At 51.8% G+C, this 24,512-nt stretch carries 24 protein-coding genes; 9 read left to right on the top strand and 15 right to left on the bottom strand.

Annotation, left to right across the window (positions count from 1 at the left end):
- Nucleotides 1-544: 544 nt before the first annotated feature.
- Entirely contained in the window at nt 545-1,114 is a 570-nt protein-coding gene (locus NP77_RS21945; RefSeq protein WP_039661777.1) for a DUF4142 domain-containing protein, read from the bottom strand.
- A 653-nt stretch (nt 1,115-1,767) separates the two neighbouring features.
- On the opposite strand from NP77_RS21945, the gene NP77_RS21940 reads away from it, so the two are divergent.
- Nucleotides 1,768-2,277: an anti-virulence regulator CigR family protein gene (locus NP77_RS21940; protein WP_039661775.1), complete on the top strand. Its 510-nt coding sequence runs from the start codon at nt 1,768-1,770 to the stop codon at nt 2,275-2,277.
- Between the two features lie 240 nt (nt 2,278-2,517).
- On the opposite strand, the gene NP77_RS21935 is transcribed toward NP77_RS21940, so the two are convergent.
- Nucleotides 2,518-3,597 (bottom strand): zinc-binding dehydrogenase, encoded by a 1,080-nt coding sequence (locus tag NP77_RS21935; RefSeq protein WP_039661773.1) that lies wholly within the window; start codon nt 3,595-3,597, stop codon nt 2,518-2,520.
- 104 nt (nt 3,598-3,701) lie between these two features.
- Between NP77_RS21935 and NP77_RS21930 the strand changes: the two genes are divergently transcribed.
- Nucleotides 3,702-4,472: a helix-turn-helix transcriptional regulator gene (locus NP77_RS21930; RefSeq protein WP_039661769.1), complete on the top strand. Its 771-nt coding sequence runs from the start codon at nt 3,702-3,704 to the stop codon at nt 4,470-4,472.
- Nucleotides 4,473-4,475: 3 nt separating this feature from the next.
- On the opposite strand, the gene NP77_RS21925 is transcribed toward NP77_RS21930, so the two are convergent.
- Nucleotides 4,476-5,045: a TetR/AcrR family transcriptional regulator gene (locus NP77_RS21925; protein WP_039661768.1), complete on the bottom strand. Its 570-nt coding sequence runs from the start codon at nt 5,043-5,045 to the stop codon at nt 4,476-4,478.
- Between the two features lie 136 nt (nt 5,046-5,181).
- On the opposite strand from NP77_RS21925, the gene NP77_RS21920 reads away from it, so the two are divergent.
- Nucleotides 5,182-5,889, top strand: a complete 708-nt coding sequence (locus NP77_RS21920; RefSeq protein ID WP_039661767.1) for a glutathione S-transferase — start codon at nt 5,182-5,184, stop codon at nt 5,887-5,889.
- 127 nt (nt 5,890-6,016) lie between these two features.
- Here the strand turns inward: NP77_RS21920 and NP77_RS21915 are convergent, their stop codons facing one another.
- From NP77_RS21915 to NP77_RS21875, 9 genes are all read right to left on the bottom strand, one after another.
- Complete coding sequence (locus tag NP77_RS21915) at nt 6,017-6,796, bottom strand: ABC transporter ATP-binding protein (RefSeq protein WP_039661766.1); 780 nt, start codon at nt 6,794-6,796, stop codon at nt 6,017-6,019.
- Complete coding sequence (locus tag NP77_RS21910; RefSeq protein ID WP_039661765.1) at nt 6,793-7,479, bottom strand: ABC transporter permease; 687 nt, start codon at nt 7,477-7,479, stop codon at nt 6,793-6,795. Before NP77_RS21910 ends, NP77_RS21915 begins: the two co-directional genes overlap by 4 nt.
- A gap of 9 nt (nt 7,480-7,488) precedes the next feature.
- Complete coding sequence (locus NP77_RS21905; protein ID WP_181162249.1) at nt 7,489-8,214, bottom strand: ABC transporter permease; 726 nt, start codon at nt 8,212-8,214, stop codon at nt 7,489-7,491.
- 6 nt (nt 8,215-8,220) lie between these two features.
- Complete coding sequence (locus NP77_RS21900; RefSeq protein WP_181162250.1) at nt 8,221-9,069, bottom strand: transporter substrate-binding domain-containing protein; 849 nt, start codon at nt 9,067-9,069, stop codon at nt 8,221-8,223.
- Nucleotides 9,070-9,090: 21 nt separating this feature from the next.
- Nucleotides 9,091-10,278 (bottom strand): M20 family metallopeptidase, encoded by a 1,188-nt coding sequence (locus NP77_RS21895; RefSeq protein WP_039661761.1) that lies wholly within the window; start codon nt 10,276-10,278, stop codon nt 9,091-9,093.
- Between the two features lie 361 nt (nt 10,279-10,639).
- Nucleotides 10,640-10,960 carry a hypothetical protein gene (locus NP77_RS21890; protein WP_223296425.1) on the bottom strand — a complete coding sequence of 107 codons (321 nt, stop codon included), beginning with the start codon at nt 10,958-10,960 and terminating at the stop codon, nt 10,640-10,642.
- A 185-nt stretch (nt 10,961-11,145) separates the two neighbouring features.
- Nucleotides 11,146-11,865 carry a DJ-1/PfpI family protein gene (locus NP77_RS21885; RefSeq protein WP_008924455.1) on the bottom strand — a complete coding sequence of 240 codons (720 nt, stop codon included), beginning with the start codon at nt 11,863-11,865 and terminating at the stop codon, nt 11,146-11,148.
- Nucleotides 11,866-11,968: 103 nt separating this feature from the next.
- Nucleotides 11,969-12,292, bottom strand: a complete 324-nt coding sequence (locus tag NP77_RS21880) for an AzlD domain-containing protein (protein WP_003855852.1) — start codon at nt 12,290-12,292, stop codon at nt 11,969-11,971.
- Nucleotides 12,289-12,957 carry an AzlC family ABC transporter permease gene (locus tag NP77_RS21875; protein WP_003855851.1) on the bottom strand — a complete coding sequence of 223 codons (669 nt, stop codon included), beginning with the start codon at nt 12,955-12,957 and terminating at the stop codon, nt 12,289-12,291. The genes NP77_RS21880 and NP77_RS21875 overlap by 4 nt, the downstream gene beginning before the upstream one ends.
- 111 nt (nt 12,958-13,068) lie before the next feature.
- Between NP77_RS21875 and NP77_RS21870 the strand changes: the two genes are divergently transcribed.
- Entirely contained in the window at nt 13,069-13,617 is a 549-nt protein-coding gene (locus NP77_RS21870) for a helix-turn-helix domain-containing protein (RefSeq protein ID WP_003855850.1), read from the top strand.
- Here NP77_RS21870 and NP77_RS21865 read toward each other — a convergent pair whose 3' ends face one another.
- Nucleotides 13,618-13,956: an ASCH domain-containing protein gene (locus NP77_RS21865; RefSeq protein WP_003855849.1), complete on the bottom strand. Its 339-nt coding sequence runs from the start codon at nt 13,954-13,956 to the stop codon at nt 13,618-13,620.
- Nucleotides 13,957-14,077: 121 nt separating this feature from the next.
- Between NP77_RS21865 and zigA the strand changes: the two genes are divergently transcribed.
- Nucleotides 14,078-15,307 (top strand): zinc metallochaperone GTPase ZigA, encoded by a 1,230-nt coding sequence (zigA, locus tag NP77_RS21860; RefSeq protein WP_039661758.1) that lies wholly within the window; start codon nt 14,078-14,080, stop codon nt 15,305-15,307.
- Nucleotides 15,308-15,400: 93 nt separating this feature from the next.
- Nucleotides 15,401-16,579, top strand: coding sequence for an FAD-binding oxidoreductase (locus NP77_RS21855; RefSeq protein ID WP_039661756.1), 1,179 nt, complete (start codon nt 15,401-15,403; stop codon nt 16,577-16,579).
- A gap of 3 nt (nt 16,580-16,582) precedes the next feature.
- Here NP77_RS21855 and NP77_RS21850 read toward each other — a convergent pair whose 3' ends face one another.
- Nucleotides 16,583-17,953 (bottom strand): aldehyde dehydrogenase family protein, encoded by a 1,371-nt coding sequence (locus NP77_RS21850; protein ID WP_039661753.1) that lies wholly within the window; start codon nt 17,951-17,953, stop codon nt 16,583-16,585.
- A gap of 458 nt (nt 17,954-18,411) precedes the next feature.
- On the opposite strand from NP77_RS21850, the gene NP77_RS21845 reads away from it, so the two are divergent.
- From NP77_RS21845 to NP77_RS21835, 3 genes are all read left to right on the top strand, one after another.
- Entirely contained in the window at nt 18,412-19,341 is a 930-nt protein-coding gene (locus NP77_RS21845; RefSeq protein ID WP_003855845.1) for a RepB family plasmid replication initiator protein, read from the top strand.
- Between the two features lie 1,614 nt (nt 19,342-20,955).
- Nucleotides 20,956-22,155: an AAA family ATPase gene (locus tag NP77_RS21840; RefSeq protein WP_003855844.1), complete on the top strand. Its 1,200-nt coding sequence runs from the start codon at nt 20,956-20,958 to the stop codon at nt 22,153-22,155.
- 7 nt (nt 22,156-22,162) lie between these two features.
- On the top strand, nt 22,163-23,134 hold the full coding sequence (locus NP77_RS21835; RefSeq protein ID WP_003855842.1) for a ParB family protein: 972 nt from the start codon (nt 22,163-22,165) through the stop codon (nt 23,132-23,134).
- A 932-nt stretch (nt 23,135-24,066) separates the two neighbouring features.
- Here NP77_RS21835 and NP77_RS21830 read toward each other — a convergent pair.
- Nucleotides 24,067-24,267: a hypothetical protein gene (locus tag NP77_RS21830; protein ID WP_039661752.1), complete on the bottom strand. Its 201-nt coding sequence runs from the start codon at nt 24,265-24,267 to the stop codon at nt 24,067-24,069.
- Between the last annotated feature and the right edge of the window lie 245 nt (nt 24,268-24,512).

Here is a 24,512-nt window from a genome sequence, read left to right as displayed (position 1 = left end):
GGGCTTTATTCAGGCTGGATGTTAGCAGCGGAACCGGGCTAACCGGCCATTTTATGGCGCGGTTGTTTTCGATAATATCCTGAGGAGAAGGTGCACTACCCAGCTTTGCGAAGCTGGCGTAAAGCAGTGGCAACCGGGCCTGACCTTCTCCCTCGTTGGTTACCACCTGAGTACGCAGCATAACGGATGCTTTCCCGGTCACAGCATTAACAAGGCTGCTGACGCCATGATTCCGCGATCGGCACTGAGTACACGGGTTCAAAGCCGGTATCGTTGACCGGAGACATAGCAGTTTGCACCGCGTCATAATGATCTCCGGCTACTGAGTGCTGGCAGCGGAATGGCGTGAATGACGGCTTCCACGTCAGTGTCTGAGCGCATGCCATTTCATCATCCAGAGGTCACCTGAACGAGTCATATCCACTGCACGCCACAAAAATCGCTCTTCATGCGTGCTGTCGAAATCGGGATCCACGTAGATGTGAATCCGCTTAATTGATCCCGTAACAGCGCTGGCGGATAATGCGGAAACCGGGCAGCCCCGTTACATCGACATGTGCTGGGCGGACGTCAGATGCTGTTCTACAACAGGGGTGTGTGCATCGGCCAGCGCCTTCACATCGGGATCCTTTATCTTCGTCGCGTCACTTTTCAACGTCGCCAGCACCTTCTTATGGTCCATTACACCGGCATTTTCCATATACATTTTGTCAAAATTACCACCGCTCTGCTTTTCCAGTTTGTCGGCCATGGCCTTATGTTTAGCATCTGGTGCAGTCGGTAATGCCACCTCTTTTTGCTTAGCAACCGCCTGAACTTTTTTCAAGGCTCTGCCATGATCTTCAACCATCTTCTGCGCAAAGGTTTTAACTTCTGCGCTTTGTGTCGTGTTCAGCGCAATTTTGGCGGCGGCAATTTCATTGATATTGGCCTGAGCCATATCCTTCAGTGCTTTTTCGTCACCAGGACTGAGCTTGTCATTCTTAATGGTCTGCGGTGTATTCCCACCCTGCGGGGCGCTTGTCTGCGTCTCAGCCTGCACGCTGGCAGTGCTGAAGAGAGCGACAACGGCTGATACAGCCAGCCATCCTTTATAGCTTTTATTAATTTTCATTTTGAACTCCTGAATATTATGGGGAGACCGGTATCAGAAAACTCAGCTCAGCCTGATAGTGAAATAAGTCAGGTATCAGTTCACGCGTGAACTCGCGTATTGCTAAAGCCGTTCAGATTTTTAATACAGGAAATGGTAGCTGGCAATCACGGTAGAAAGAGATGAAACTTGCAGGTGCGAAGTGTCGGCCAGAGCCGCCTTTGCTTTCCGCTTCTTCAGTCCGCTGCGGGTTTTCCCGGAAACTACCTGATCCGCCTCGATGAATCGTCATCTTTTCTACCTCGCTTAAGGTGCCATATATTGCAGAGTTATTAAGCGTCGTAGTAATTTCAGGTAATCGCAAATATATACAATGAATTGCAGCATTATAAAAATAATGAAAAGGCATTCCGCCTCGCTTAAAGCCGGATTTTTATCTATTACAAGCAAAGGCTTCAGCATGAAATTCATACAAAATATCAAAACATGGTACAGCTTTTTAGGATTTTTTTTGAGATAATTCTTAAGATTGCTATGCGCTTGTCGACCGTTTAATGCTGGGTAATAATGAACAGGTGGAATAATAATGTGATGAGGGTGAACTCATGTCACCTCCTTACATCGCTTTTTAATGTCCTGGTTCAGAATATTGAATAATATTAAGGAAAGATAACATGATCAAATCTCGCGCTTTAAAAGCCGCATTTGCGGTGGTTATATCCTGTACCGTGCTTGCTGCACCAGTTTCTGCAAATCCGGGCAACGGCAACGGTGGTGGCGGTCAGGGTAATGGTAATAGCGGAACCCAGGGTAATAACGGCAAAAGCGGAGAGCACGGAAACAAGGGGCATGGTAATGCGGGTGCGAAAGACAAACATGGAAATCGTAAGAACCCTGGACGACCCGATCACGTCGGGTCAGATATCAACTACTCTCTAGCACGTAACCTTGCCGTCAATTATGGCCTTGTCGGCTATCAGTCTTTGCCGCCAGGAATAGCAAAAAAAGTTGCTCGTGGTAAACCTTTGCCGCCGGGTATTGCCAAAAAAACGTTGCCTCCATCAATGATAAATGAACTGCCCTATTATCCTGGCTACGAGTGGCGAGCCGTCGGAGATGACCTGGTGCTTATTGCTCTAAGCACCGCTATCGTAACCGCCGTCATCAATGGTGTCTTCGACTAACCACATTTTAGTGATTCAGTGTAATTAAGCCTGAACCTGACTGAATTTCCTGTTACTGTTATTTAGCTGCCATGGGTAGTCACGACTACGACTCTGTTATATACCGGGATTTCCTAGCGCATTCAGTTGCGCAGAAATTATAAATCACTCGACATTTAATGGGTTAGTCCATGAGGCGTCGTTATTGAGCGTAAATGAATAGCGCAGCTAAAAGTAAGCAACAGGCTTTCTCTGAAACCGTTACGGGCGGATCACCGTCAGCTTAAAGGGACCGCTATTTTCAGCGGCATGCGTGATGGCGCGATTAATATCACTCAGTGCAAATTCCGTAACCGCGTAATGGCTGAGATCCAGTAATCCTGCCCGGATCAGCCCCACGAGCGTGTACACAGCCTGAGGTTCATACATCCACTGTCCTTTAATGGTGATGAGATTGCGCATGATCCACGGATAAGGCAGCGCCAGATCATCCCCACCCAGCATGCCGACACCCCCCATCAGCACCGCACGACCATAGGGCCTCACCGACATAATGGCATTGCGCGCCGCGGATGCCGGAGCTGAAGGCGGGAGCAAGTCCAGCACCGCATCAATGGGACCCTCCGCAGCACTTTTCATTGCAGAAATATCTTCATCAGCGACACCGCTGAGCGTGACGGTTTCAATCCGCGAGCCAAACCGTTTCCTGAGCTCCTGCAAAACCCGCGGGTTGCGTCCGGGCGCGATGACTTTACTGACTCCCATGGCGAGGGCAGCCAGCACGGCTGAACTGCCAAAATTACCGGTGGCCCCACTAACCAGTAAGTTCTCACCGGCTTTAAGTTCCATCGCCAGTAAACCACCATAGGCCACCAGTAACGTATTGATGGCGCACCATGCAGCGGCTTCAGCAGGATCGATATCACCCATTGCCACAGCATTTTCAGTGGGCACACGAATCTGTTCAGCGAAGCTGCCATTCAGATGGTATTGCTGGATTTTTTGTCCGCCTTCACCCCGTGCACTCCAGCCCTGTAACACGATTTCAGGCGACTGCGCGTTATCTCTCGATCGGACGGTGGGATCGCAAAAAACCCAGTCACCCGGTTTAAGCCATGCAGCATCGGGCCCTGTTTCGCGCACCCGGCCAATGGCCCCACACCCAGGAATAACCGGTGGAGGTAAAAGATATCTTCTGGCGCCACTGAATACTTCGCTGGCGTAGGAAAGAACGGGAGCGGCTACAACATCCACGATCACCTCCCCTGTTCCGAGGATCGGCGGCGGGACATCCTGAATGCTGAGTGGATTACCGAATGATTCGAGTACAGCTGCTTTCATAGTGTTACCTCTCATCTGCTGTAGAGAACACGACTATAAAAGGGCTTAACAGTGGCGAAAATAGACTAGTTTTATAGGGGTATAAATCACGACCAGGTTAACTCATGCAGCCAAAAAGTGAATTAAGTCATTTCCTGCGTTCGCGCCGCGCCAGGACCAAGCCTGACAGCAGGGATTTAAGAACCCGTGAAAGGCGTCGCACGCCGGGATTACGGCGTGAAGAGGTCGCAGCAAGAATTGGCATCAGTACAGAATGGTATACAAAAATCGAACAGGGCCGGGTAGACACGCTCTCAGACCGGATCGTCAGCGCGCTGGGCCGGGCGCTGGAGCTTGATAAGGTCGAGGTGCTGCATCTGCAGTCGCTTTCTCGCCGGAAAACAGAGACTGAGAACGACGGCGTTATTCCGGAGGGCGTAATCAAACTGATTCGGAGCTTAGCCGAGCCCGCCTACGTCACTAACGCACACTGGGATGTGCTGATATGGAACAGCGCTGCTGCAGAGCTGATCACCGACTTCGGCCAGTTATCGGTCAAAGACAGGAACATCCTGATTTTCATGCTGACCACAGCTGAGGCCCGTGCCCTGTTCGGAGACACCTGGCATAAAGAAGCCCAAAGAATGCTGGGCCTGTTTCATGCTGACTACGATCGAAATGCGCATAACCCCGCATTTCCATCACTCATTAGCCGGCTTGAGCGCGAGTGTCAGGAATTCAGCGAATGGTGGAACGAGCATGTGATAGCTGCTCCCGTCTCCGGGACAAAATGCCTGACAGGCAAGGATGGCGTGAAGCGAAATTTCAGTTATTCCAGCTTCATGTCGAATGATGCGCCCTCGCTGAAGATGTCGATTTATGTGCCTGAAGGATAATGTTCATCGCGACAGCGGAATCAGGCCGGTCTCCTGATAGGTCATAATCAGGCTATCGAAAAGGTTAATATCCTGACGCGTGCGGGCAATTAATTGCGCACCGGCCACTGCGGTGTAGATCGCCAGTCCGCGCTGAGCATTTTTCCCGGTATTATCAGGTTCCTTTTCATTAAGGACCTGCGTCAGCCACTCAACGTTCGCCTCAACGAAACACTGCACCTCGCGCTTCACTTCCTCCGGCAGATCGTCATATTCCGCTGCCATAAAGCTGGAGAGACAGAGCCGGTTGGCATCTTCCAGCGACATACGGAAAATCTGCGGATAACGCTGAAGCGCCTCATCCGGTGACGCACTTTGCTCGCGGATGGTCTTTAAATTCTGCGCTGTATCCTGCCAGTATCGGTTAGCGACGGCGGCCCCCAGATTGGCCTTGCTGGCAAAGTGATAATAGATACTGGCATTCTTAATCCCCACCTCATCAGCGATGCTGCGAAAATTAATCCCGTTATAGCCATGATGCTGAGCAGCACTCTTTGCGGCTGCCAGAATAGCTTCACGTGCGTTGAGACTCATAATCTTGTTTTCCTTAAAGATGTGGAGTCCCATTGTAAAGAAAAAAACCTTACCTGCCAACTGGTAGACAGGGGTTGACAGAATAACCATTCACCGCCACAATCAATCTACCAATTGACAGGTAGGTAACTTAACCATGACTGATATCAACAATGCATCTGAAGTTTCTTCTCTCCCCTCGATGAAAATCTATGACTGGTATAATGGCCCTTATCCTGCACGGGTCAGAATTGCCCTGGCGGAAAAGGGATTACTTTCTCAGGTGGAATTTATCCCGATCAATCTGTGGAAAGGTGAGCATAAAAAGCCCGAATTTTTAGCCATAAACTACTCAGGAACCCTGCCAGTATTAGCGCTGAAAGATGGAACGCTGATCGCAGAGTGCACCGCGATTACGCAATATCTGGACGTGCTGGATGAAAACCCTGTTCTGACGGGCGTCACGCCGGTAGAAAAAGGCGTTATCCATATGATGACCAAACGGGCTGAAATCGAATTTCTTGATGCGGTCAGCGTCTATTTCCACCATGCCACCGCAGGATTAGGGCCAGAGGTTGAGCTCTATCAGAATGCGGAATGGGGTGAGAAGATGCGTGAAAAGGCCATCCGTGGCATGCACTATTTCGATGCCGTTTTACGCTCACAGCCTTATGTCGCGGGCAATACGTTTACGATGGCCGACATCGCCGTAACCGGCGGCATGATCTTCGCGGCTCTGGTGAACCTTGCTGTGCCAGACGAATGTACTGCTCTGAAAGCGTGGTATTCAAACATCCAGCACCGTCCCAGCTATCAGCAGTGGCAGGCACTGGTTGAAGCGGGCCGCCCTGTTTTCAATCCTTAATTTCAGGATATTGCGTTTACAGGCTCATCTGAATCACCCAGCCTGGCTGAAAAAAACCCCGGAAATGCTTCCGGGGTTTTCTGATTTTAAGAGACGCGGCTTAGCGGTAATACGTTCCCCTGCTGCTCTAGCCTGCATTACGCTCAAAGTGGCTGTTCACGAAGGTTCGGCAGCGTGGCGAGATGGGGTCAAGGAACACCTGCTCCGGCGAACCGGACTCCTCAATCATGCCCTGATGCAGAAACACCGCTTTGTTCGACACGTCACGCGCAAAACCCATTTCATGCGTCACGATAATCATGGTGCGTCCCTCTTCGGCCAGGCTGCGGATCACCCGTAACACCTCGCCCACCAGCTCCGGATCCAGCGCGGAGGTTGGTTCATCAAACAGGATTGCTTTTGGCTGCTGCGCCAGCGCCCGGGCAATTGCCACGCGCTGCTGCTGGCCGCCGGATAACTGGGACGGCCAGGCATCACGTTTTGCATAAAGTCCCACTTTATGCAGCAACGCTTCCGCTTCTTCAATCGCCTCTTTATGGCTACGCTTCTGCACGTGAACCGGCGCTTCAATGATGTTCTGCATGACAGTTTTATGCGGCCACAGGTTGAAGCTCTGGAAAACAAAGCCGAGCTGCATTCGCATCAGCTTGATGCGACGTCGCTGCTCGCGGCTCAGTTTCTCATCGGCGTTATCCAGCGTGACGTTAATGTCGCCCACCGCAACTTCACCCGCCTGTGGCACTTCAAGAAACGGTATACAGCGCAACAGTGTACTTTTGCCCGACCCGCTCGCACCAATCAGCGAAATCACATCGCCATCCTGCGCGGTCAGGCTGATATCATGCAGCACTTCGTGTCCCGCATAACTCTTTCTGAGATGACTCAGCATGATGGTAGGTGCGGTCATGATCGTGCTCCAAAATAGTAAGGTGATAAGCGTCGTTCCAGCATCGAGACGCCTTTACTCACCAGCATAGTGAGTATCAGGTAGATCACCGCTGCGCTCAGGAATACTTCGAGGGCCCGGAAAGTGGAAGAGACGATGGAGTCGGCAATGCCGGTCATCTCCATCAGGCTGATGGTGCTGACCAGTGACGTTGCTTTGATCATCGAGATGATTTCATTGCTGTAAGCCGGTAGCGCCTGTCGAATCGCAATCGGTAAGGTGATGCGGGTAAAGATCTTATAGGACGACATGCCCGACACTTTAGCGGCCTCCAGCGACTGCTGGCTGACGGCACGCAGCCCGCCACGCAGGATCTCCGAGGTGTACGCCGCATCGTTGAGGATCAGCGCCAGCAAACCACACCAGTAAGGATCGCGCAGCAGCGGCCAGAACAGGCTTTCACGCACCGCCGGTAAACTGCCGAGGCCGTAATAGACCATAAAAATCTGGATCAGCAGCGGCGTACCGCGAAATAGCCAGACGTAGAAACGACAGAAAAAACTGCCGACGCGCGTCATGCGCAGCAGATTAAGCAGCAGCGCCAGCACGCCCCCGCCCAGTAGCGAGAGCAGCGCCAGGTTGATAGTCAGCGGTAATCCTTTCAGCAACGCCACCAGCGTCTGCTGTAAAAACATCATATCCACGTGGACTCCTTACCCCTTCACGCGCTGTTGACCGCGCATCGCAAACTTTTCCACGTAGCGGAAAACCATATCGGAACAGGTGGTGATAATCAGGTAGATCACCGCACCCACGCTGTAGAAGAAAAAGGACATTTGGGTGGAGTTGGCTGCCGTGGAAACCTGATTCATGGTTTCGACCAGTCCGGTGACAGAGACCAGCGCCGACTCTTTGATAACAGATTGCCACTGGTTGCCCATGCCCGGCAGCGCAGTGCGTAACGCCTGCGGCACGATAATGCGTCGAAACATCATCAGCCGCCCCATGCCGGTTACCGTCGCGGCTTCCAGCGTACCGCCCGGAATGGCGTAGAACGCGCCGCGAAACACACCACTTTGATAGGCGCCGGAGATCAGCCCGATGGCGATCGCACCCGCGACAAAACCGTTCACATCGAACGGTCCCTGGAATCCCAGCGCGGTGCCCACGGTGGAAACGACCTGCCGTCCACCGAAGTAGAACAGATAGATCACCAGCAGTTCCGGCACGCCGCGAAACAGTGTGATGTAGCCTGCCGCCAGTCTCTGCTGCCAGCGCGAACCGGCGATCTGCATCCAGCAGAGCACGCTGCCCAGCACCGCACCCAGCAGCCAGGCGCAGAGCGATACGCTGACAGTGACGGCGGCGGCGCTAAGCAGCACGCTACCCCAGCCCTCATCCCCGAAACCCAGTATCTGCCAGTCAATATTCATCAGCATCAGTGGTTACGCTTTTGGCGCGACATCTTCGCCAAACCATTTAATCGACAGTTTGCTCAGCGTTCCGTCTTTGATCATCGAGTCCAGCGCCTGATTCAGCGCCTGCTGCAGTTCGCTGTTGCCTTTACGCAGACCAATGGCCGATCCCGCACCCAGCACGCCACCGGAGAAGCCATAGCCGCTGCTACTAATTGCATCAGCGTGTTTTTTCACAAAGGCGTTGAGGTTTGTACGTGAAGCCATGACGGCATCAACACGGCCATTCATCAGGTCGGCGAAGGTTTCAGGACCGGCCTGATACGTGCGAATGGTGGCGACATCGCCCAGATATTTTTGCAGGAAGTCCGCCTGAATGGTGGCAACCTGTACCGCGATCGTTTTTCCTTTAAAGGTGGTTTTCAGATCGTCGATCGCTTTTTTCATGCCAGCGGCATCATCCGCCGTCACAACCGTGCCACTGCCTGGCAGCGTGGCCAGTGGGCCTTTTTTCGCGGTCACAAAACTTGAGACGCTGACGGTGTACTGATGGGTGAAATCGATCGCTTCAGCACGCTTTGGCGTCACAGTCACGGCGTCGACCACTGCATCATATTTACCGTCGATCAGGCCAGGAATCATGCCCGACCATTTCTGCGCGATGATTTCATATTTAAAGCCTGCACGCTTTGCCAGTTCCGCCACCATATCCGGTTCATAGCCCACGATTTTACCGCTCGGCGTAGTCTGGTTAAACGGAGGATAGGCCGCTTCGGTAGCAAACTTCAGTGTGCCGAAATCTTTCGCCTGGCTGAATGCGGAAGTGGCGAGCAGTGCCACGGTCAGAGAAGCCGTGAACAGACGGTTGCGCATCATCATAGAAACCTCATTTATTTATTATTAAGAGAGCAAATCAATTGCAAGGCGGGTCAGCGCCTGCGTCCCGGCGGTAATGCTTCGTTCATCAGGCTGATAATCGGAATTATGCAGATGATCGTCCCGGCCTGGCGTGGCCGAACCAATATGGATCTGGCAACCCGGAACCCGTTCGGTGAACAGTGAAAAATCTTCGGCGCCAAAGCTGGCGCTGGGCTGCGCGATGATCGCTTTATCAAACTGATGCGACAGAATCTCTTCCAGTGAATCAATCAGGCGATCGTCATTCATTAATGGCGGTACACCACGCTGGAAGTTAACCTCCACGCGCACGTTCTGTGCCAGCGCCACCCCTTCGCACATCCGCTTAAATGAGGCTTCCATGGCAGCACGCACTTCTGGCGATTTGGTGCGGATGGTGCCCTGGAACAGACAGCTGTCAGGAATGATATTGTGGGTAGTCCCACCCTGAATGTGCCCAATAGTCAGGACGGCAGAGTGTGCAGGATCGCGTTCACGAGAAATGATGGTCTGCAACTGGCTGATAAGATGCACGGTGGCGAGTATTGGATCGGTGCCCATGTGCGGACGTGCCGCGTGTGTGGATACGCCGTGTACCGTGACATCGAATTCGTCGCTGGAGGCGGTGCTCGCGCCGCGTGTCAGGGCAACGTCCCCCGCCGCCAGTTCAGGCTTGTTATGCAAAGTGACAGCCCAGTCGATGCCCTCCGCTACGCCGTCCGCGATCATCGCTTCAGCACCACTTTCGGGTGTCTCTTCTGCAGGCTGGAAAATCAGCCGGACGCGCCCTTTAAGCTGCTGACGATAGCGTGGTAATAACGTTGCCACACCCAGCATCGTCGCAGTGTGAATATCGTGACCGCAGGCGTGCATTTTACCAGGATAGCGGCTGGCAAAGGGCAAACCGGTTTGTTCCTGGATCGGCAGCGCGTCCATGTCGGCGCGCAACAGCAATGTTTTGCCCGGCTCTGCACCGTCGATATCCACCACCACACCGCTGCGACCTACACCGGTGCGGGGATGAAGTCCCAGCGCCTGCAGATAGTCGGTGACCAGACTGGCTGTGCGCAGCGTATCAAAGCCTAATTCCGGATGCGCATGGATATCACGTCGAATCGCCACTAATTGCGATTCCAGTTCATTAACTCCGGCTTTAATTTCTCCGGCCAGTCGTGCCTTTTCCTGATTCATCGCAGCCCCGGCAATATGCTATCGGCAGTCTGCTGCCGACGGTTTTATTTAACTCATCCTGAAGGTGGATGATAATGACGGTTTATTTATTCACAGCACGACTCAGAAAGCAACGCGGAATAACCCACAGTTAGTGATTTAAAATCAATAAGATAGACATATTTACTGGAAAGGCGTATGAGATAGCAGCGGATCAGCAAGAATATTAATAATCCGCTGCATACTATTACTTTCCCTTATTTACAGAGGCGTTAATTCGCTTTTATTCGTGGTGTGAGTAAAAAAGTTTGCCAGTATTTCCGCTAATTTCACCGGCTGTTCGTCAGGAATAAAATGACCACAGTTAAGGATAATTTGACTGCTAACCTGGTGCGCAACGGCGCGTAACGGCGCGTAACGGTGTAGCCATATCAGGAATCGATCCCTGATCGGCGGTAATTGCCAGCAGTGGCACAGCCAGTTTACCTTTTCGCGCACGCTGGCGATTCGGCTCTGCCGACTGCGCAAAGGCCCGGTAAAAAGCCAGCCCAGCCCGCAATGCGCCGGGTTGCTGAAAAACACGCAGATATTCATGACGGGCCGCCGCATCGATGCGATGTGGATTGGCTGACTTACGGTTAAAAAACCAGTCGGGATAGATCGCTTCTCTGCCGGTAATCAGTGCTTCCTGTAAATCATCCACGCAGTGAAAACCGAAATGCCAGGTTTTCCAGGCGCTTATGGTGCAGCTTATCTTTACTGAAGAAACCGGGTGATGGGACAGTGCTGATTAACTTGCAGACCGCCGCGATCCACATCCCGACGCCGGGCGATAAATTACGGGTTATCGCCCTGACATTGCTCCTTTCGATGTCACTCTTACTGCTGCTATTGCGTATTCCCGGCATCCGGAAGCTGTTCAGCCTGTAGTCGCTGTGCGGCACGCATGGTTGCGGCCCGGCGCGTAGCAATAAACGCCGCCATCTTCGCCTTTGCCTGCTCGACTTCCTGTGGCGGTGCGGTCTTAGGGGAACCGCTGGTGAATGGCGGTTGTGGATCATATTCCATCTGTAGCTGAACCGCTTTCGCCACTGCGTCACCTGCGATTTCTGCCACCAGCGTCAGGGCAAAATCGATGCCCGAGGTCACACCTGCCCCGCTGATGCGATTACGGTCACGCACCACCCGCTGACTGACCGGATCCGCACCCAGCAAGGCCAGCTGATCGATGGAACTCCAGTGCGAGGTCGCGCGATATCCTTTAAGCAATCCGGCAGCCCCCAGCACCAGCGACCCGGTACAGACCGATGTAATCCACTGTGCCTGAGTGGCCTGCTTTTGAAGGAAGTTCAGCGTAACGTTATCTGACATCAGGGCGATTTGACCCGGCCCGCCGGGCACACAGATCACATCCAGTTGCGGGCATGTATCAAACGTCATGGTGGGCAATATTGAAAGGCCTCGATCGGAGCGGACTGGCTGAAGATCTTTCCAGACCAGATGACATCTGGTGTCGGGCGTGCGCGCAAACACCTCCCAGGGACCGGTTAGATCGAGTTGTGTGACATCAGGAAAGAGTAAAAGGCCAATCTGTAACGGACGATTCATAGGTGAACTCCGATCAGGTGATAAACCCTCATCATGCCGTTATGCCCATGCAGATAGCAATCCTGGACGGGACGCAGTTAAGCAGCCACAGGACAAATCAGCATCAGGATACGCCAAGGAAACGTAACAGCGCCGTCATCACCGCCGCCCCCAGAATAATCACAATCAGCGGAGCCCGACGCCACGCCAGTAATAGCGCAAAGCCTACGCCAGCCACACGAGCCACACCGGCAAAATGGTGCCCCTCAAACAACGTGGTGGTCGCAGCTACCGCCAGCAGCAAGACAGTGGCAGCGTCAGAGAGTATCTGCTGGGTGCGCTCGCTGACAGGCAGACGGTTTCCCAGCCTGACGCCTGCGAAACGCATCAGATACGTCCCTGCGGCCAGCATAGCAATGCCGGCAATGATCATTCCCTGATGCGTCATTTGCGCGATCTCCATGTCAGCAGGCCCAGCAGTGAGAACAACACCGGCATGCCCGCCGGAACCAGTGGCGTCGCCAGCAGCGAGAGTAACGCCCCGACAGTGGCAGGGATCCGGGTTCGTCGCTGTCGCAGCGCGGGAAAAATGAGGGCAATCAGAATGGCCGGGAATACCGCATCCAGCCCAATCACCGAGACATCAGGAATAAACTGCCCTATCGCCGCGCCGGTCATCACGCTGACAGGCCAGATAAAGCCGATGCCGATGCCGCACAGCCAGTAAGCGCTACGACGCTGAGCCAGTTGAGGCTGAGAGATTCCGAATACCACGCTTTCATCGTTCATGATGTGACAGCCAAACCAACCCCGCGGGCCCGTTCCCACCAGATCTTTTACCGCAATACCAAACGGCAGATGACGCGCGTTCACCAGCAAGCCCGCAGCGGCGGCGGTAAAGGGGCTGCCGCCACCGGCCACAATGCCAATAAACAGAAACTCTGACGCCCCCGCCAGCACCAGCGTTGAGAGCGCCAGTGGCACCCAGAGCGGAAATCCGTCGGCGGAGGCTAGCGAGCCATAAGATAAACCGACGATCCCATCAGCCAGGCAGACCAGGAAAATCGCTTTAATTACCCCTTTGTCCAGCAACTGCATTTGCGGAAAACGCATCACTCTGTCTCATAATGAACGTATAATCCGATATAATGAACATCGCCACGGCGATTTACAAGATGAACGTTATGTTCGATATAAAAAACACTTTGAGTTTCGGGAGTGCATTTGAATACCCCTATCAGCATTATTGCTAACGCTTTAGTGCGTGAACGTCAGCGAGCAGGTCTGTCACTGGCTGAAGTAGCACGCCGCGCAGGGATCGCCAAATCTACGCTGTCACAACTGGAAGCGGGAAATGGTAATCCGGGCATTGAGACGCTGTGGTCGTTGTGCGTGACGCTGAATATTCCCTTTTCACGTCTGCTGGAACCTGATGCACGTCGCCTGCAGGTGATACGACGTGGAGAAGGTCTGTCGGTTACCGCCGATCTGGCCGATTATCAGGCCGTTTTGCTGGCATCCTGCCCACCCGGCGTGCGGCGTGATATTTATCTGCTGGAGGTCCAGCCGGGGAGCGAACGCATTTCACAGCCTCACATCCCCAATACCATTGAGCATATTATTATTGCCAAAGGGCGTGCGCTGGTTGGCCCGGTAGAGAGTGCTGTGGAGCTGGATGTGGGTGATTACATTACCTATCCGGGCGATGAGCTCCATATCTTCCGGGCACTGGAAGCCGATACGCTGGCACTGCTGGTCATTGAGCACAGTTAATTAGCGTTCGGCGAGCTTTACCTGAGTTTCGGCGGGCGTGAGGTGTGTGATCAGCTGCACCTCACTGCTCAGACTGATCTCTGGATAGTGTTCGCGCATCCCCGCCAGCAGCACCGCATCCGGCCATTCAGCCTCCTTCCCCAGCCGTGCGGCGATGTGATTCAGGCGCAGCGTTTCGATCCTCGTCACCCATACAATTACCGTGTCGGTTGCATCCTCCTGATTGACCAGTTTCAGTGGACCGGTGACGACATCACCTTCCTGCCAGCGTATCGTTGAGGTTTTCACGCCGCTTCTGACGTCCGGTACAAGACGCGGCACCAGAGTGAGTGTTTGCATCACTTCTCCTTCTTTTTAACTATTTTCATTATCAAACAGGGGAAGAGAAATCGCGATTGAAAAGAGGCTGATTAATGTTATGTTATAACATATATATTAATCACTACTGACAGGTAACACTATGCCACTCTCCCTCCTGACATCCGAGGATCCCCGACTGCCGGTTACCGTTCTCTCTGGCTTTCTCGGTGCCGGTAAAACCACCCTGCTCAACCATATTCTTAATAACCGCGAAGGACGGCGGATTGCGGTCATCGTCAATGATATGTCTGAAATTAATATCGACGCTGCGCTGGTGCGCGACGGCGGCGCACAGCTGTCACGTACCGATGAAAAGCTGGTTGAAATGAGTAACGGCTGCATCTGCTGCACGCTGCGAGAAGACCTGCTGCTGGAGGTGAAACGTCTGGCGCAGGCCGGTCGCTTCGATCATCTGGTAATTGAGTCTACCGGGATCTCTGAACCGCTGCCGGTTGCTGAAACCTTTACGTTTGAAGATGAAGAAGGTGAAAGTCTGTCGGCTTATGCGCGTCTGGATAGCATGGTTACCGTGGTGGATGGCTTCAATTTTCTGCGAGATTATCGTTCAGTCGATGATCTTCAGTCCCGCGGCGAGTCACTGGGCGAGGAGGATACGCGTTCTGTGGTTGATTTACTGGTAGATCAGATTGAGTTCTGTGATTTGCTGGTACTGAACAAAACGGATCTGCTCAGCCAGACGCAATTGCATGAACTGCAGGGCATGCTGCGTGCGCTCAATCCAGATGCCCTTATTGTGAACAGTGAGTTTGGCCAGGTTCCGCTCGATTGCCTGCTCAATACCCGTCGCTTTAATTTTGATCGTGCAGCACAGGCACCAGGCTGGTTGCAGACCCTGCGTGGTGAGCATCAACCGGAATCGGAGGAGTATGGCATTCGCAGTTTTGTCTATCGCGCGCGCCGTCCGTTCCATCCGCTGCGTTTCTGGGAAGTTGTTAATCACCAGCTTGACGGTGTTATCCGTTCTAAGGGCTACTTCTGGCTAGCCAGCCGGCCTGACTATGCTGCGATGTGGTCGCAGGCGGGCGCTGTGGCTCGTCAGGGTTATGCCGGGCGCTGGTGGGTAAGTGTGCCGCGGATGGACTGGCCACAGGATGCGGATACTCTCAATTTCATCGCTGAACACTGGCAGGAAGGGACTGGCGATGCGCGCCAGGAGCTGGTTTTTATCGGCATTGAAATGGATGAAAAGCGCATTCTTTCCGCGCTCGACCACGCACTGCTGACACCCTATGAGATGGCTGCGGGCCCTGAGCAGTGGATCAATCTGCCCGATCCTGTACCTGACTGGTTTGATGAAGCCACTATCTGAAGCTGCGGTTGACGTCCTTTGTCGACTTCGCAATAGTGAAACGACCCGGCGGGAAGCAGTTTTCCACTCATCCCTGTTCAGGAGAGACCAGATATGCCACAACGTATTGCCGTAATCGGTGCAGGCGTGCTGGGTTTAGCCGTCGCGCAATCATTGTCGCGACGGGGCGCGCAGGTCACCGTCTTCGATAAAAACTATCCTGGCAGCGGAACCAGTCAAATCAGCTATGCCTGGGTTAATGCCAACGGCAAGGAACCCACCAGCTACCATGATCTGAATGCCCATGCGATAGACGAGCACAAGCGCTGGCAGGCCAGTCATCCTGCATCACCCCAATGGCTGCTGGAAACCGGCACGCTGGAGTGGGCAGCCGATCAATCGTCCCTGTGCCAGCTGGCGCGACGCGCAGCAAAGCTCACAACGCTTGATTATCCCGTTGAAAAACGTAGCCGCGCCGCACTTCTGGATGCTCTGCCCGCGTTGCGGCTCGATCCCCGCATTCAGCACGCATGGTTTTTCCCGTCGGAGTGCCTGCTCTATCCGAGCTTGTTTATCGCCTCTCTGCTGGCGGACCTGCGCGCCTGTGGCGGACAGCTGGTCTGCAACAATGAAGTGACAACGCTGACTGAAACAAATCGGGATGTGCATCTGACACTGGCCAGTGGTGATGAATGGCGTGGCGATCAGCTGGTACTGGCGACTGGCCGCTGGGCACCGGAACTCATGAGTCAATGTGGGCTTGAACTGGCGATGACCGATGCAAATCGCGCCGATCCTGTTGCCTGTAGTTTTCTGGCGCAGACGCAGCCTCTGCCGATCCCACTTAAATGCAATTTGATAACCCCGGAACTGAATGTACGGCCGGATGGCGGCGGCCGCCTGATGCTGCAGGCGCTGGATCTGGATCAGCATGTCGATCCGGCACGGCCGGTCTCGCCGGATGGACTGATCGGTAAAGAGATGCTGCGCCGATTACGTCGGCTGTTTAGAAACGCGGAAGGTGCGAGAATTGAGCGGATTGAAACAGGACAGCGGTCGCGTCCGGCTGATGGCTTACCGGCAACAGGCTACATCAGCGCGTCAGCACGCGTTTATCTGATGGTCAGCCATAGCGGAATGACCCTTGCCCCGTTGCTGGGCAGGCTGGTGGCTGAGGAGATGCTGAGCGGCACAGCGTCACCGATGCTGAGTGCGTTTGCACCGGATCGGTTGCTGCGTCCGCTCAGTGCGGTCGCTAAAGCAGCGCCCGCTTATCTTCCATCGGCGCAGTAAGAACTAGCGGCGGTTTTTCCACACGGTCTGCACGTTACAGAATTCGTGCACACCAAAGTGCGACAGCTCACGGCCGTAGCCGCTTTTCTTCACGCCACCAATGGTAACGCGCGGATCGGACGCGCCGTTGCCATTGATAAACACCGCACCAACCTCCAGCTGCCGCGCCAGTTGATCGGCAATCTCTTCGTTACCGCTCCAGACGGTTGCACTGAGGCCAAACTCACTGTCATTGGCGATCTCCAGTGCATGTTGAGGATCCCGTGCCACAGCAATAGCGGCGACCGGGCCAAACAGCTCCTGTCTGAATGCGGTCATGTTACTGGTGACATCTGCGAGAATGGTCGGCGCATAGTAGTTACCCTGCCCTGCTACTTTTTCACCACCCAGCACCAGACGTGCGCCTTCGCTCAGTGTCGCTTTAACCTGTCCATCCAGTTCGTCACGCAGATCGGCGCGAGCCATTGGGCCCAGGAAGGTGTTTTCATCAAGAGGATCGCCCATGGTGAGCGCCTGAACCGCGGCCGTGAAACGCTTTTCAAACTCTTCTGCAATTGGCGCTTCAATAATAAAGCGTTTAGCGGCCATGCAGACCTGCCCGGTATTCTGGAAACGCCCAATGACAGCAGATTTAACCGCTTCATCAAGATCGGCATCTGCCAGCACGATAAAGGGATCGGATCCGCCCAATTCCAGCACGGTTTTCTTCAATGCTGCACCTGCCTGTGCGGCGATGGCTGCGCCAGCCCGTACGCTGCCGGTTACGGCGACGGCAGCAATACGATCATCTTTGATGGCGACTGAGACACCGTCGTTGTCGACGTTGACCAGGTTGAAGCCACCCGCTGGCAGATCGGTTGCGCTGAACAGCTCAGCCATCAGTGTGGCGCTGCCCATGACGTTAGGCGCGTGTTTCAGCAGATAGGTGTTACCTGCCAGCAACATGCTCACTGCGCCTCGCAGAACCTGCCACAGTGGGAAATTCCATGGCATCACTGCCAGGATCACACCGATGGGACGGAATCGTTGCCATGCATCAGCAATCTGGGTGGGCTGGTCGGCCAGCATTGCAGGGCCATGCTCAGCATACCAGTCGCATAAGTTGGCGCATTTAAGGACTTCAGCGCGTGCCTGCGAAATGGGTTTTCCCATCTCCGTTGTGATCATACGGGAAAGATCAGGCTCTCGCAGACGCAGTTGCTCACCAAGCTGGCGTAATACGCGAACCCGATCGGTCATGCTGCTGTGTTTCCATGTGGCAAAAGCTGATGCGCTGGTTTCAAGCGTCTGCTCCAGCTCTGCCGGGTTCTGCAGTGGATAGCGTGCCAGAATTTCACCAGTTGCGGGGTTACGTGATAGGGCATGTTCAGTCATGGTGCCGTTTTCCTCATTCTGTCAGTGATGGAGAGACGATACGCGCTGTAGTTGATGATGAAAAATGAATAATAGTGAGGAAGTTGTTTATTATATGAGAATCTGGAATTTGTGGTGCGAAGATTCAGTCAAGTAATCTGCTAATTGCTAACAATCATTTGCTGATAAATAACATGTACGAAGATTACGTTTTGAAGCAGTTTTCCACTTATACAGTGACCAGATCCTAAAAGACGATCCTTAATAGATCATAGAGAGATCCTAAGAGATCCCCGATCGTCGCAGGCCGCGCCCACCAAGGGCTAAAAGGGTGATCGTGTTCACTATAATCAGTAAAGTGTTCACTGTAATCAGTACTTTATTCACTGTACCAGGTAGAATGTTCACTGTAAACAGTGCTAATGTTCACTGTAGTCAGAAAACGATCCCTTTCATCCACAGAATGAAGATCTTACGCCATGGCAGATAAAGACAACGAAAACAAAGCGTTACTAGAACCTTTTCTGTCTGTGACAAAAAACAGTGGTGAAGTTATCCAGCTTCATCCCAACAAGAATAATACCGTTCAGCCCGTCGCATTAATGCGTCTCGGGCTCTTTGTGCCAACGCTGAAATCGACCGCTCGCGGGAAATCCGGGGCGATGGCCTCAACAGATGCGACGAAAGAGCTAAAGAACCTGACGCTGGTGAAAGCGGAGGGTTACGAAAAGATTACCATTACCGGCGCGCGGCTGGATATGGATAACGATTTCAAAACCTGGGCAGGTATTATTCAGTCATTCTCGCGTTATCCGACCAAAGGCGACACGGTCACCCTGCCGTTTATTGATTTTGTGAAGATGTGCGGCATTCCCTCTGCTAACTCTTCTGCTGCGCTACGAAAACGCCTTGATGCCTCGCTACGACGTATTGCGACCAATACCCTCTCCTTTGAAGGCAATGGCAAGGCGTATCATACCCACCTGGTGCAGTCTGCTTATTACGACCGTGAAAAAGATATCGTCCGCATTCAGGCTGATCCTAAGCTGTTCGAACTTTATAATTTCGACCACAAAGTACTGCTTCAGCTCCGGGCCATCTCCCGCCTCAAGCGTAAAGAGTCTGCGCAGGCGCTCTACACCTTCCTGGAGAGTCTGCCGACCAATCCGGCACCCATCTCCCTTGCACGTTTGCGCATGCGTCTTAACCTCGGTTCAAAGACCACTACGCAGAACCACGTGGTAAGGCGCGCGATGGAGCAGCTAAAAGAGATCGGTTATCTGGATTATTCAGAAGTGAAGCGCGGCCGCTCTGTGTTTTTCATTATTCACAGTCGCACGCCTAAGCTTGATGGTATCGGTAATCTGGAGAGCATTGATTCGCTGGATGAGATCGAGTTTGAAGATTAACGCCTGACGTTCACTGTAATCAGCATTCCTGCGTGGCAGTGTCACTTCCTCTGAGCAGGATGACATTGCTTCCATCACTTCACCCTTCACTGTAATCAGTACTCCTCAGGCATTCACTGTAATCAGTATTGTTCACTGTAATCAGTAAACGCTATTTGATGACCCGCGCCCCGATGTTAGCCTGCAACTCTCTACTCGTTTATTTATAAAGCTTTTAGAGTAAGTGTGTACTTACATACTTTATTGCTAGTATCTGTTTTTGACCTGTTTACTGATTACAGTGAATGTATGGATTCAGGCTAAGGGCACGTCTCTCTTTTACCGATTACAGTAAACGCTACTGATTACAGTGAATGTTAGTACTCTGTTGTGCCACTCAGGCTCATCGCGGGATCGTGCCTCCCAGTCAGTGATGACGGACAGGCCAGGCTGTTGATCAACGTGACACTGTTACTGATTACAGTGAATGTATGCAGGCTGGCATCGTCCTCTTTCCTGCGCATTGCTGCCATCCCGTTTGCCATCTGGTCTACTGATTACAGTGAACGTTTATACCTGAAGCCCTATTCAGGGCAGTCCAGGTTGCTATGATTGAGCAGCGACGTCCTGCTGATTACAGTGAACGTTCTACTGAATACAGTGAATCTTTGTTGAGAGAATAGACGAGTTGTTGCGTCGGCTACTGATAACAGTGAATGTTACGTCACAAGAGTCATGCCCTTATTGATGTACAAAAGCAGAGGACCGCCTGCTCCAGGCTTGTCAGTCATAGCGTACACGTTGAAAGTCATAGTTTGTTTGTCACGGCTGGGCACCGGTTGGCGCTGTAAGAACGCGCACTCTCGACTGACTACAGTGAATGTTTGTGAAGTCCTTCCTGTGTCTACTGACTATAGTGAATGTCGTTCGCTTCAGTCAGGATTTACTGATTACAGTGAACGCAGACGAACCCTTATCCTCTTCACCATCTGCCATCACAGCCTGGAATTTGGCGATGTCTGGCCTTTCATTTGGTCCCAATGCTTTATGACCCACTCACATTTAAATAGCCGGATATTGCTGACTACAGTGAACGTTTATGTCGCCCTACTCTTTCACGCTGACACCTGACAGACGCACCTACTGATTACAGTGAACGTTTTCTTTGGTAAGACTCACACCGGGGCAATGCTACTGATTACAGTGAACGTTTATACAGACAACGTTAAAACTCAGCATAGTGGGTGGAGCAACTGGCTACGTACCCACTAATCTCTTTAAAATGCAGCTCATGACTGACTCACAAATCATCTGATATGACGTGGATTTGCTGATTACAGTGAACGCTTAGTGAGTATTGAGAGATACCCTGAACTCGTCTGCTCTCGTTTTGCATCAGGTTTTCGTATACCTCTCCCTGTTTATCTGCTCACTACAGTGAATGATCTGCTGATTACAGTGAATGCTCTGCAAATTTTATCTGCAAAGGCTATTCATACAGAATCAATAATGTGATGAAGCTCACCAAAATCCGTGTACTCACATAAAAACGCATATCATGTTGATATGATAATTTATTGCCTCACGTGCAGGATTTCTGTATAAAGTCATAAATCCTACATGTTTGGAGCAACCATGGCTAACGATGACAAACAGGTGATGAAAGTTGCACAGCGTTCAGAACGCATGCTTCTTAGCCTTACCGACCAGATTCAGGCGCAGAAGCAGGAACTGCATGAAAATACGTACTATCAGGTCTATGCCAAAGCGGCGTTAGCAAAGTTGCCCAAACTGACCCGTGCCAGCGTCGATTACGCGGTGAATGAAATGGAAGAGAGCGGTTATCAGTTTGATAAACGGGCTGCCGGTTCTTCTGTTAAATATGCCATGTCGATTCAGAATATTATCGATATCTACCATCATCGTGGCGTGCCGAAATACCGGGATCGTCATAGTGATGCTTTCACTATTTTTGTGGGTAATCTCAAGGGCGGCGTTTCCAAAACCGTCTCTACGGTTTCACTGGCCCATGCGCTTCGTGCCCATCCTCATCTCTTATATGAAGATTTACGCATTCTGGTTATTGACCTCGACCCGCAGTCATCGGCAACCATGTTTTTGAATCACGAGCGTTCCGTTGGGCTGGTAGAAGCCACTGCCGCACAGGCGATGTTGCAAAACGTCTCCCGTGATGAACTGGTTAATGAATTTATTGTTCCGTCGATCATCCCTGGCGTGGATGTGCTGCCCGCGTCAATTGATGATGCTTTCATCGCCTCAAGCTGGGACCAGCTTTGTGCTGAGCATCTGCCAGAACAGAACGTCCATGCCGTGCTGTACGACAATGTGATTGCCAAACTTAAAAAAGATTATGACTTCATCTTTATCGACAGCGGCCCACATCTTGATGCTTTCCTGAAAAATGCGATTGCCGCTTCAGATCTCCTGATGACGCCGGTGCCACCCGCTCAGGTTGACTTCCATTCAACATTAAAATACCTGACACGTTTGCCGGAACTGATTGCGATTATCGAAGACTCCGGCGCCACCTGTCGCCTGCAGGGCAACATTGGCTTTATGTCAAAGCTCTCTAATAAAGCTGACCACAAACTCTGCCATAGCCTGGCAAAAGAGATTTTTGGCGGGGATATGCTTGATGCCGCCCTACCCCGCCTGGATGGGTTCGAACGTTGCGGTGAATCGTTTGATACGGTTATCTCAGCCAATCCGTCAACCTATGTCGGTAGCAGCGAAGCGTTGAAGAATGCACGTTCCGCGGCAGAGGATTTTGCAAAAGCCGTCTTCGACCGTATCGAATTTATTCGCCTGAACTGAGGTTTGTATGAGCGCAAAAAGAATTACGATTGGCAGAACCTTCAGCCAGACTCCACTGGAAAATGACACGAATGACAGCCAGCATAACCAGACATTTGTACTGGCAACGGGCAAGCGCGCCCAGTTTCGTTTTGAACGTATTGCGGCAAGTGATGTTGAAAGTAAGACATTCGTCACGATGGAAACGAATGGCCGCGATCAAACAGGACTGACACCTGACTCACTGCGCGACATTATTCGTACCATCAAGCTGCAGCAGTTTTTCCCGGCTATTGGCGTAATGCGTGATGAGCGCATAGAAATCCTGGATGGCTCTCGCAGACGTGCAGCCGCGCTTATCTGTAAAACCGGGCTGGACGTGCTGGTTACTGATGCTGCAATTACGCCGGATGAAGCACGCAGACTGGCACAGGATATTCAGACTGCTCGCGAACACAATTTGCGTGAAGTGGGAATGCGACTGTTAACGCTTAAAGATGGCGGTCTGTCGCAGAAAGAAATCGCTGAAAACCAGGGCTTATCGCAAGCGAAAGTCACACGTGCGCTTCAGGCCGCCAGTGTGCCGTCAGATTTAATTGCACTTTTTCCTAATCAGGCTGAGCTTACCTATCCCGACTACAAAGCACTGCTTCAGGCTGCTGACAAATTGAGTGAGTCCGGACAAAGCACAGAAGCCCTGATTAAATCGATCTCGCGAGAAATTGATGTCGTCTGCGCCCGTGACGGGCTGGCTGAGGATGAGCTTAAAAATCACATTCTGCGTTTGATTCGACAGGGAAGTCAGACGCTGATGAAAGAACCGGAAAAAGACAAAACGCAGGCCACTGCGCTCTGGTCATTTGCTGATAAAGATCGCTTTGCCCGTAAAAAGGTACGCGGTCGTATGTTCAGTTATGAATTTAACCGGCAATCAAAAGAGTTGCAGGAAGAGCTTGATAAAGTCATCGCTGAAACGCTCAAGAAATACCTTAACCGTTGAATCATCCTCACTCCAATAAGCCAGCGCTCGACGCTGGCTTTTTTTTTGGCGCCTGAGAGCAATTAAAGGGGATGCAGAATCATGAATTTCAGGCTGAAATCGCCAGCCCGGAGCAAGGTGGTTCTTGTTTAAGCTTATGATTATTATTGGTTTTATAGAGTTTTCCCAGTCTTGCTGGCGCCTGAAATCGCCATATTATGTTGTCATGTAGTCAGAGCTGAAAATTATGAGTTAGCCGGCTGGAATACAATGAATAACAAAAGCGAATTTAATCTGATACAACAATAATCAACTTGCATCGATGTCAGCCTTCACTGAAAAAATAGTGTTAATGCAAGCACGTATTTTTCTGCTGGTTCATTAGTAACCAGTAACCTGAGATTTAACTTCTCCATAACTCGCTCCCTGAGGATAATGCGTAGGTCCCTCTGCGAAACTTTTGTCTGCAAAAGCCTCCGCCAGTATAATGTTCTATTAAATCATTGTTTTTAAATGTAAATTTCAGTTAATTTCAGCCTGAAATCGCCACTTGGTTAATGGCTATTTTTTATTGAAACTGCACATGCATGGAAAAATGAGAGCATCTATAAATCTCACATTACGGTCAGAGAGGTCATGGAGAGTGCATGAAAAAAGATACTCATAAAATATCCCTCACTTATCCACAGAAAAAGTGGATAACTTTTTTCTCGTAACAAACTTATTTTCTGAGCAATAGCATGTTCACGGTGTGGATTTCAGCGTAAAGGTTTCAGGAAGAAATTAGAGCACTGAACGCGTCAGTGTTGAATCACAAACTGAAACCCGTTAAGCATCAGATTCACTATGTTGTGTAGACTAACTGAGCGTCGCCAGCTAAACCCTATGCAGATGTCATTAAGTAGCATGAAGACAAAAACTATAAACAATTGCTGTTTACAGTGAATCTGGCATTACGCCGTTCTCAACGTAACCATCCCCTTTATCAGTGCCAGTTTACCCGCACTATCAGAATCAGGCGGCAGGTAAACCCGCTGACCACTGCAATCAGTAAACAGAGTGTTGTGCAGCGGAGCACCATAGCGCTTTTTATCATCCTTTGATATTCCATAAAGCAGGCTTTGAAGTGGCGAATAGATTTTAATGCTCAGCATCTCAAAAACATCTGACTTCTATATCCCACCAATATGTCTATTCCATTACCTGCTTTGAGCTCACCTCGCGACCTTATCCCAGTCAGCAAGCAGTAATCAGTAATCAGGATTGTTGATTTGATTCGCTCGTTGCTAAGGACTTCACCACTGATTAAGCGGCGAACCAGGCAACCGTCACGTCTTCAGTAGTGGATGGTTAGCTGAGAATGAGCTGCGCAGCGGCACTCAGCAAACAAGAAACGGTA

The organism is Pantoea sp. MBLJ3 (assembly GCF_000816655.1).
Lineage (GTDB): Bacteria > Pseudomonadota > Gammaproteobacteria > Enterobacterales > Enterobacteriaceae > Pantoea > Pantoea eucalypti.
The sequence above is the reverse complement of the archived record's forward strand: the minus strand, read 5'-3'. Positions and strand labels throughout refer to the sequence as shown.

Coding starts and splice junctions, on each gene's coding strand:
- NP77_RS21945 (WP_039661777.1), bottom strand. CDS start 1,114: ATGAAAATTAATAAAAGCTATAAAGGATGGCTGGCTGTATCAGCCGTT.
- NP77_RS21940 (WP_039661775.1), top strand. CDS start 1,768: ATGATCAAATCTCGCGCTTTAAAAGCCGCATTTGCGGTGGTTATATCC.
- NP77_RS21935 (WP_039661773.1), bottom strand. CDS start 3,597: ATGAAAGCAGCTGTACTCGAATCATTCGGTAATCCACTCAGCATTCAG.
- NP77_RS21930 (WP_039661769.1), top strand. CDS start 3,702: ATGCAGCCAAAAAGTGAATTAAGTCATTTCCTGCGTTCGCGCCGCGCC.
- NP77_RS21925 (WP_039661768.1), bottom strand. CDS start 5,045: ATGAGTCTCAACGCACGTGAAGCTATTCTGGCAGCCGCAAAGAGTGCT.
- NP77_RS21920 (WP_039661767.1), top strand. CDS start 5,182: ATGACTGATATCAACAATGCATCTGAAGTTTCTTCTCTCCCCTCGATG.
- NP77_RS21915 (WP_039661766.1), bottom strand. CDS start 6,796: ATGACCGCACCTACCATCATGCTGAGTCATCTCAGAAAGAGTTATGCG.
- NP77_RS21905 (WP_181162249.1), bottom strand. CDS start 8,214: ATGCTGATGAATATTGACTGGCAGATACTGGGTTTCGGGGATGAGGGC.
- NP77_RS21900 (WP_181162250.1), bottom strand. CDS start 9,069: ATGATGATGCGCAACCGTCTGTTCACGGCTTCTCTGACCGTGGCACTG.
- NP77_RS21895 (WP_039661761.1), bottom strand. CDS start 10,278: ATGAATCAGGAAAAGGCACGACTGGCCGGAGAAATTAAAGCCGGAGTT.
- NP77_RS21885 (WP_008924455.1), bottom strand. CDS start 11,865: ATGAATCGTCCGTTACAGATTGGCCTTTTACTCTTTCCTGATGTCACA.
- NP77_RS21880 (WP_003855852.1), bottom strand. CDS start 12,292: ATGACGCATCAGGGAATGATCATTGCCGGCATTGCTATGCTGGCCGCA.
- NP77_RS21875 (WP_003855851.1), bottom strand. CDS start 12,957: ATGCGTTTTCCGCAAATGCAGTTGCTGGACAAAGGGGTAATTAAAGCG.
- NP77_RS21865 (WP_003855849.1), bottom strand. CDS start 13,956: ATGCAAACACTCACTCTGGTGCCGCGTCTTGTACCGGACGTCAGAAGC.
- zigA (WP_039661758.1), top strand. CDS start 14,078: ATGCCACTCTCCCTCCTGACATCCGAGGATCCCCGACTGCCGGTTACC.
- NP77_RS21855 (WP_039661756.1), top strand. CDS start 15,401: ATGCCACAACGTATTGCCGTAATCGGTGCAGGCGTGCTGGGTTTAGCC.
- NP77_RS21850 (WP_039661753.1), bottom strand. CDS start 17,953: ATGACTGAACATGCCCTATCACGTAACCCCGCAACTGGTGAAATTCTG.
- NP77_RS21845 (WP_003855845.1), top strand. CDS start 18,412: ATGGCAGATAAAGACAACGAAAACAAAGCGTTACTAGAACCTTTTCTG.
- NP77_RS21840 (WP_003855844.1), top strand. CDS start 20,956: ATGGCTAACGATGACAAACAGGTGATGAAAGTTGCACAGCGTTCAGAA.
- NP77_RS21835 (WP_003855842.1), top strand. CDS start 22,163: ATGAGCGCAAAAAGAATTACGATTGGCAGAACCTTCAGCCAGACTCCA.
- NP77_RS21830 (WP_039661752.1), bottom strand. CDS start 24,267: ATGCTGAGCATTAAAATCTATTCGCCACTTCAAAGCCTGCTTTATGGA.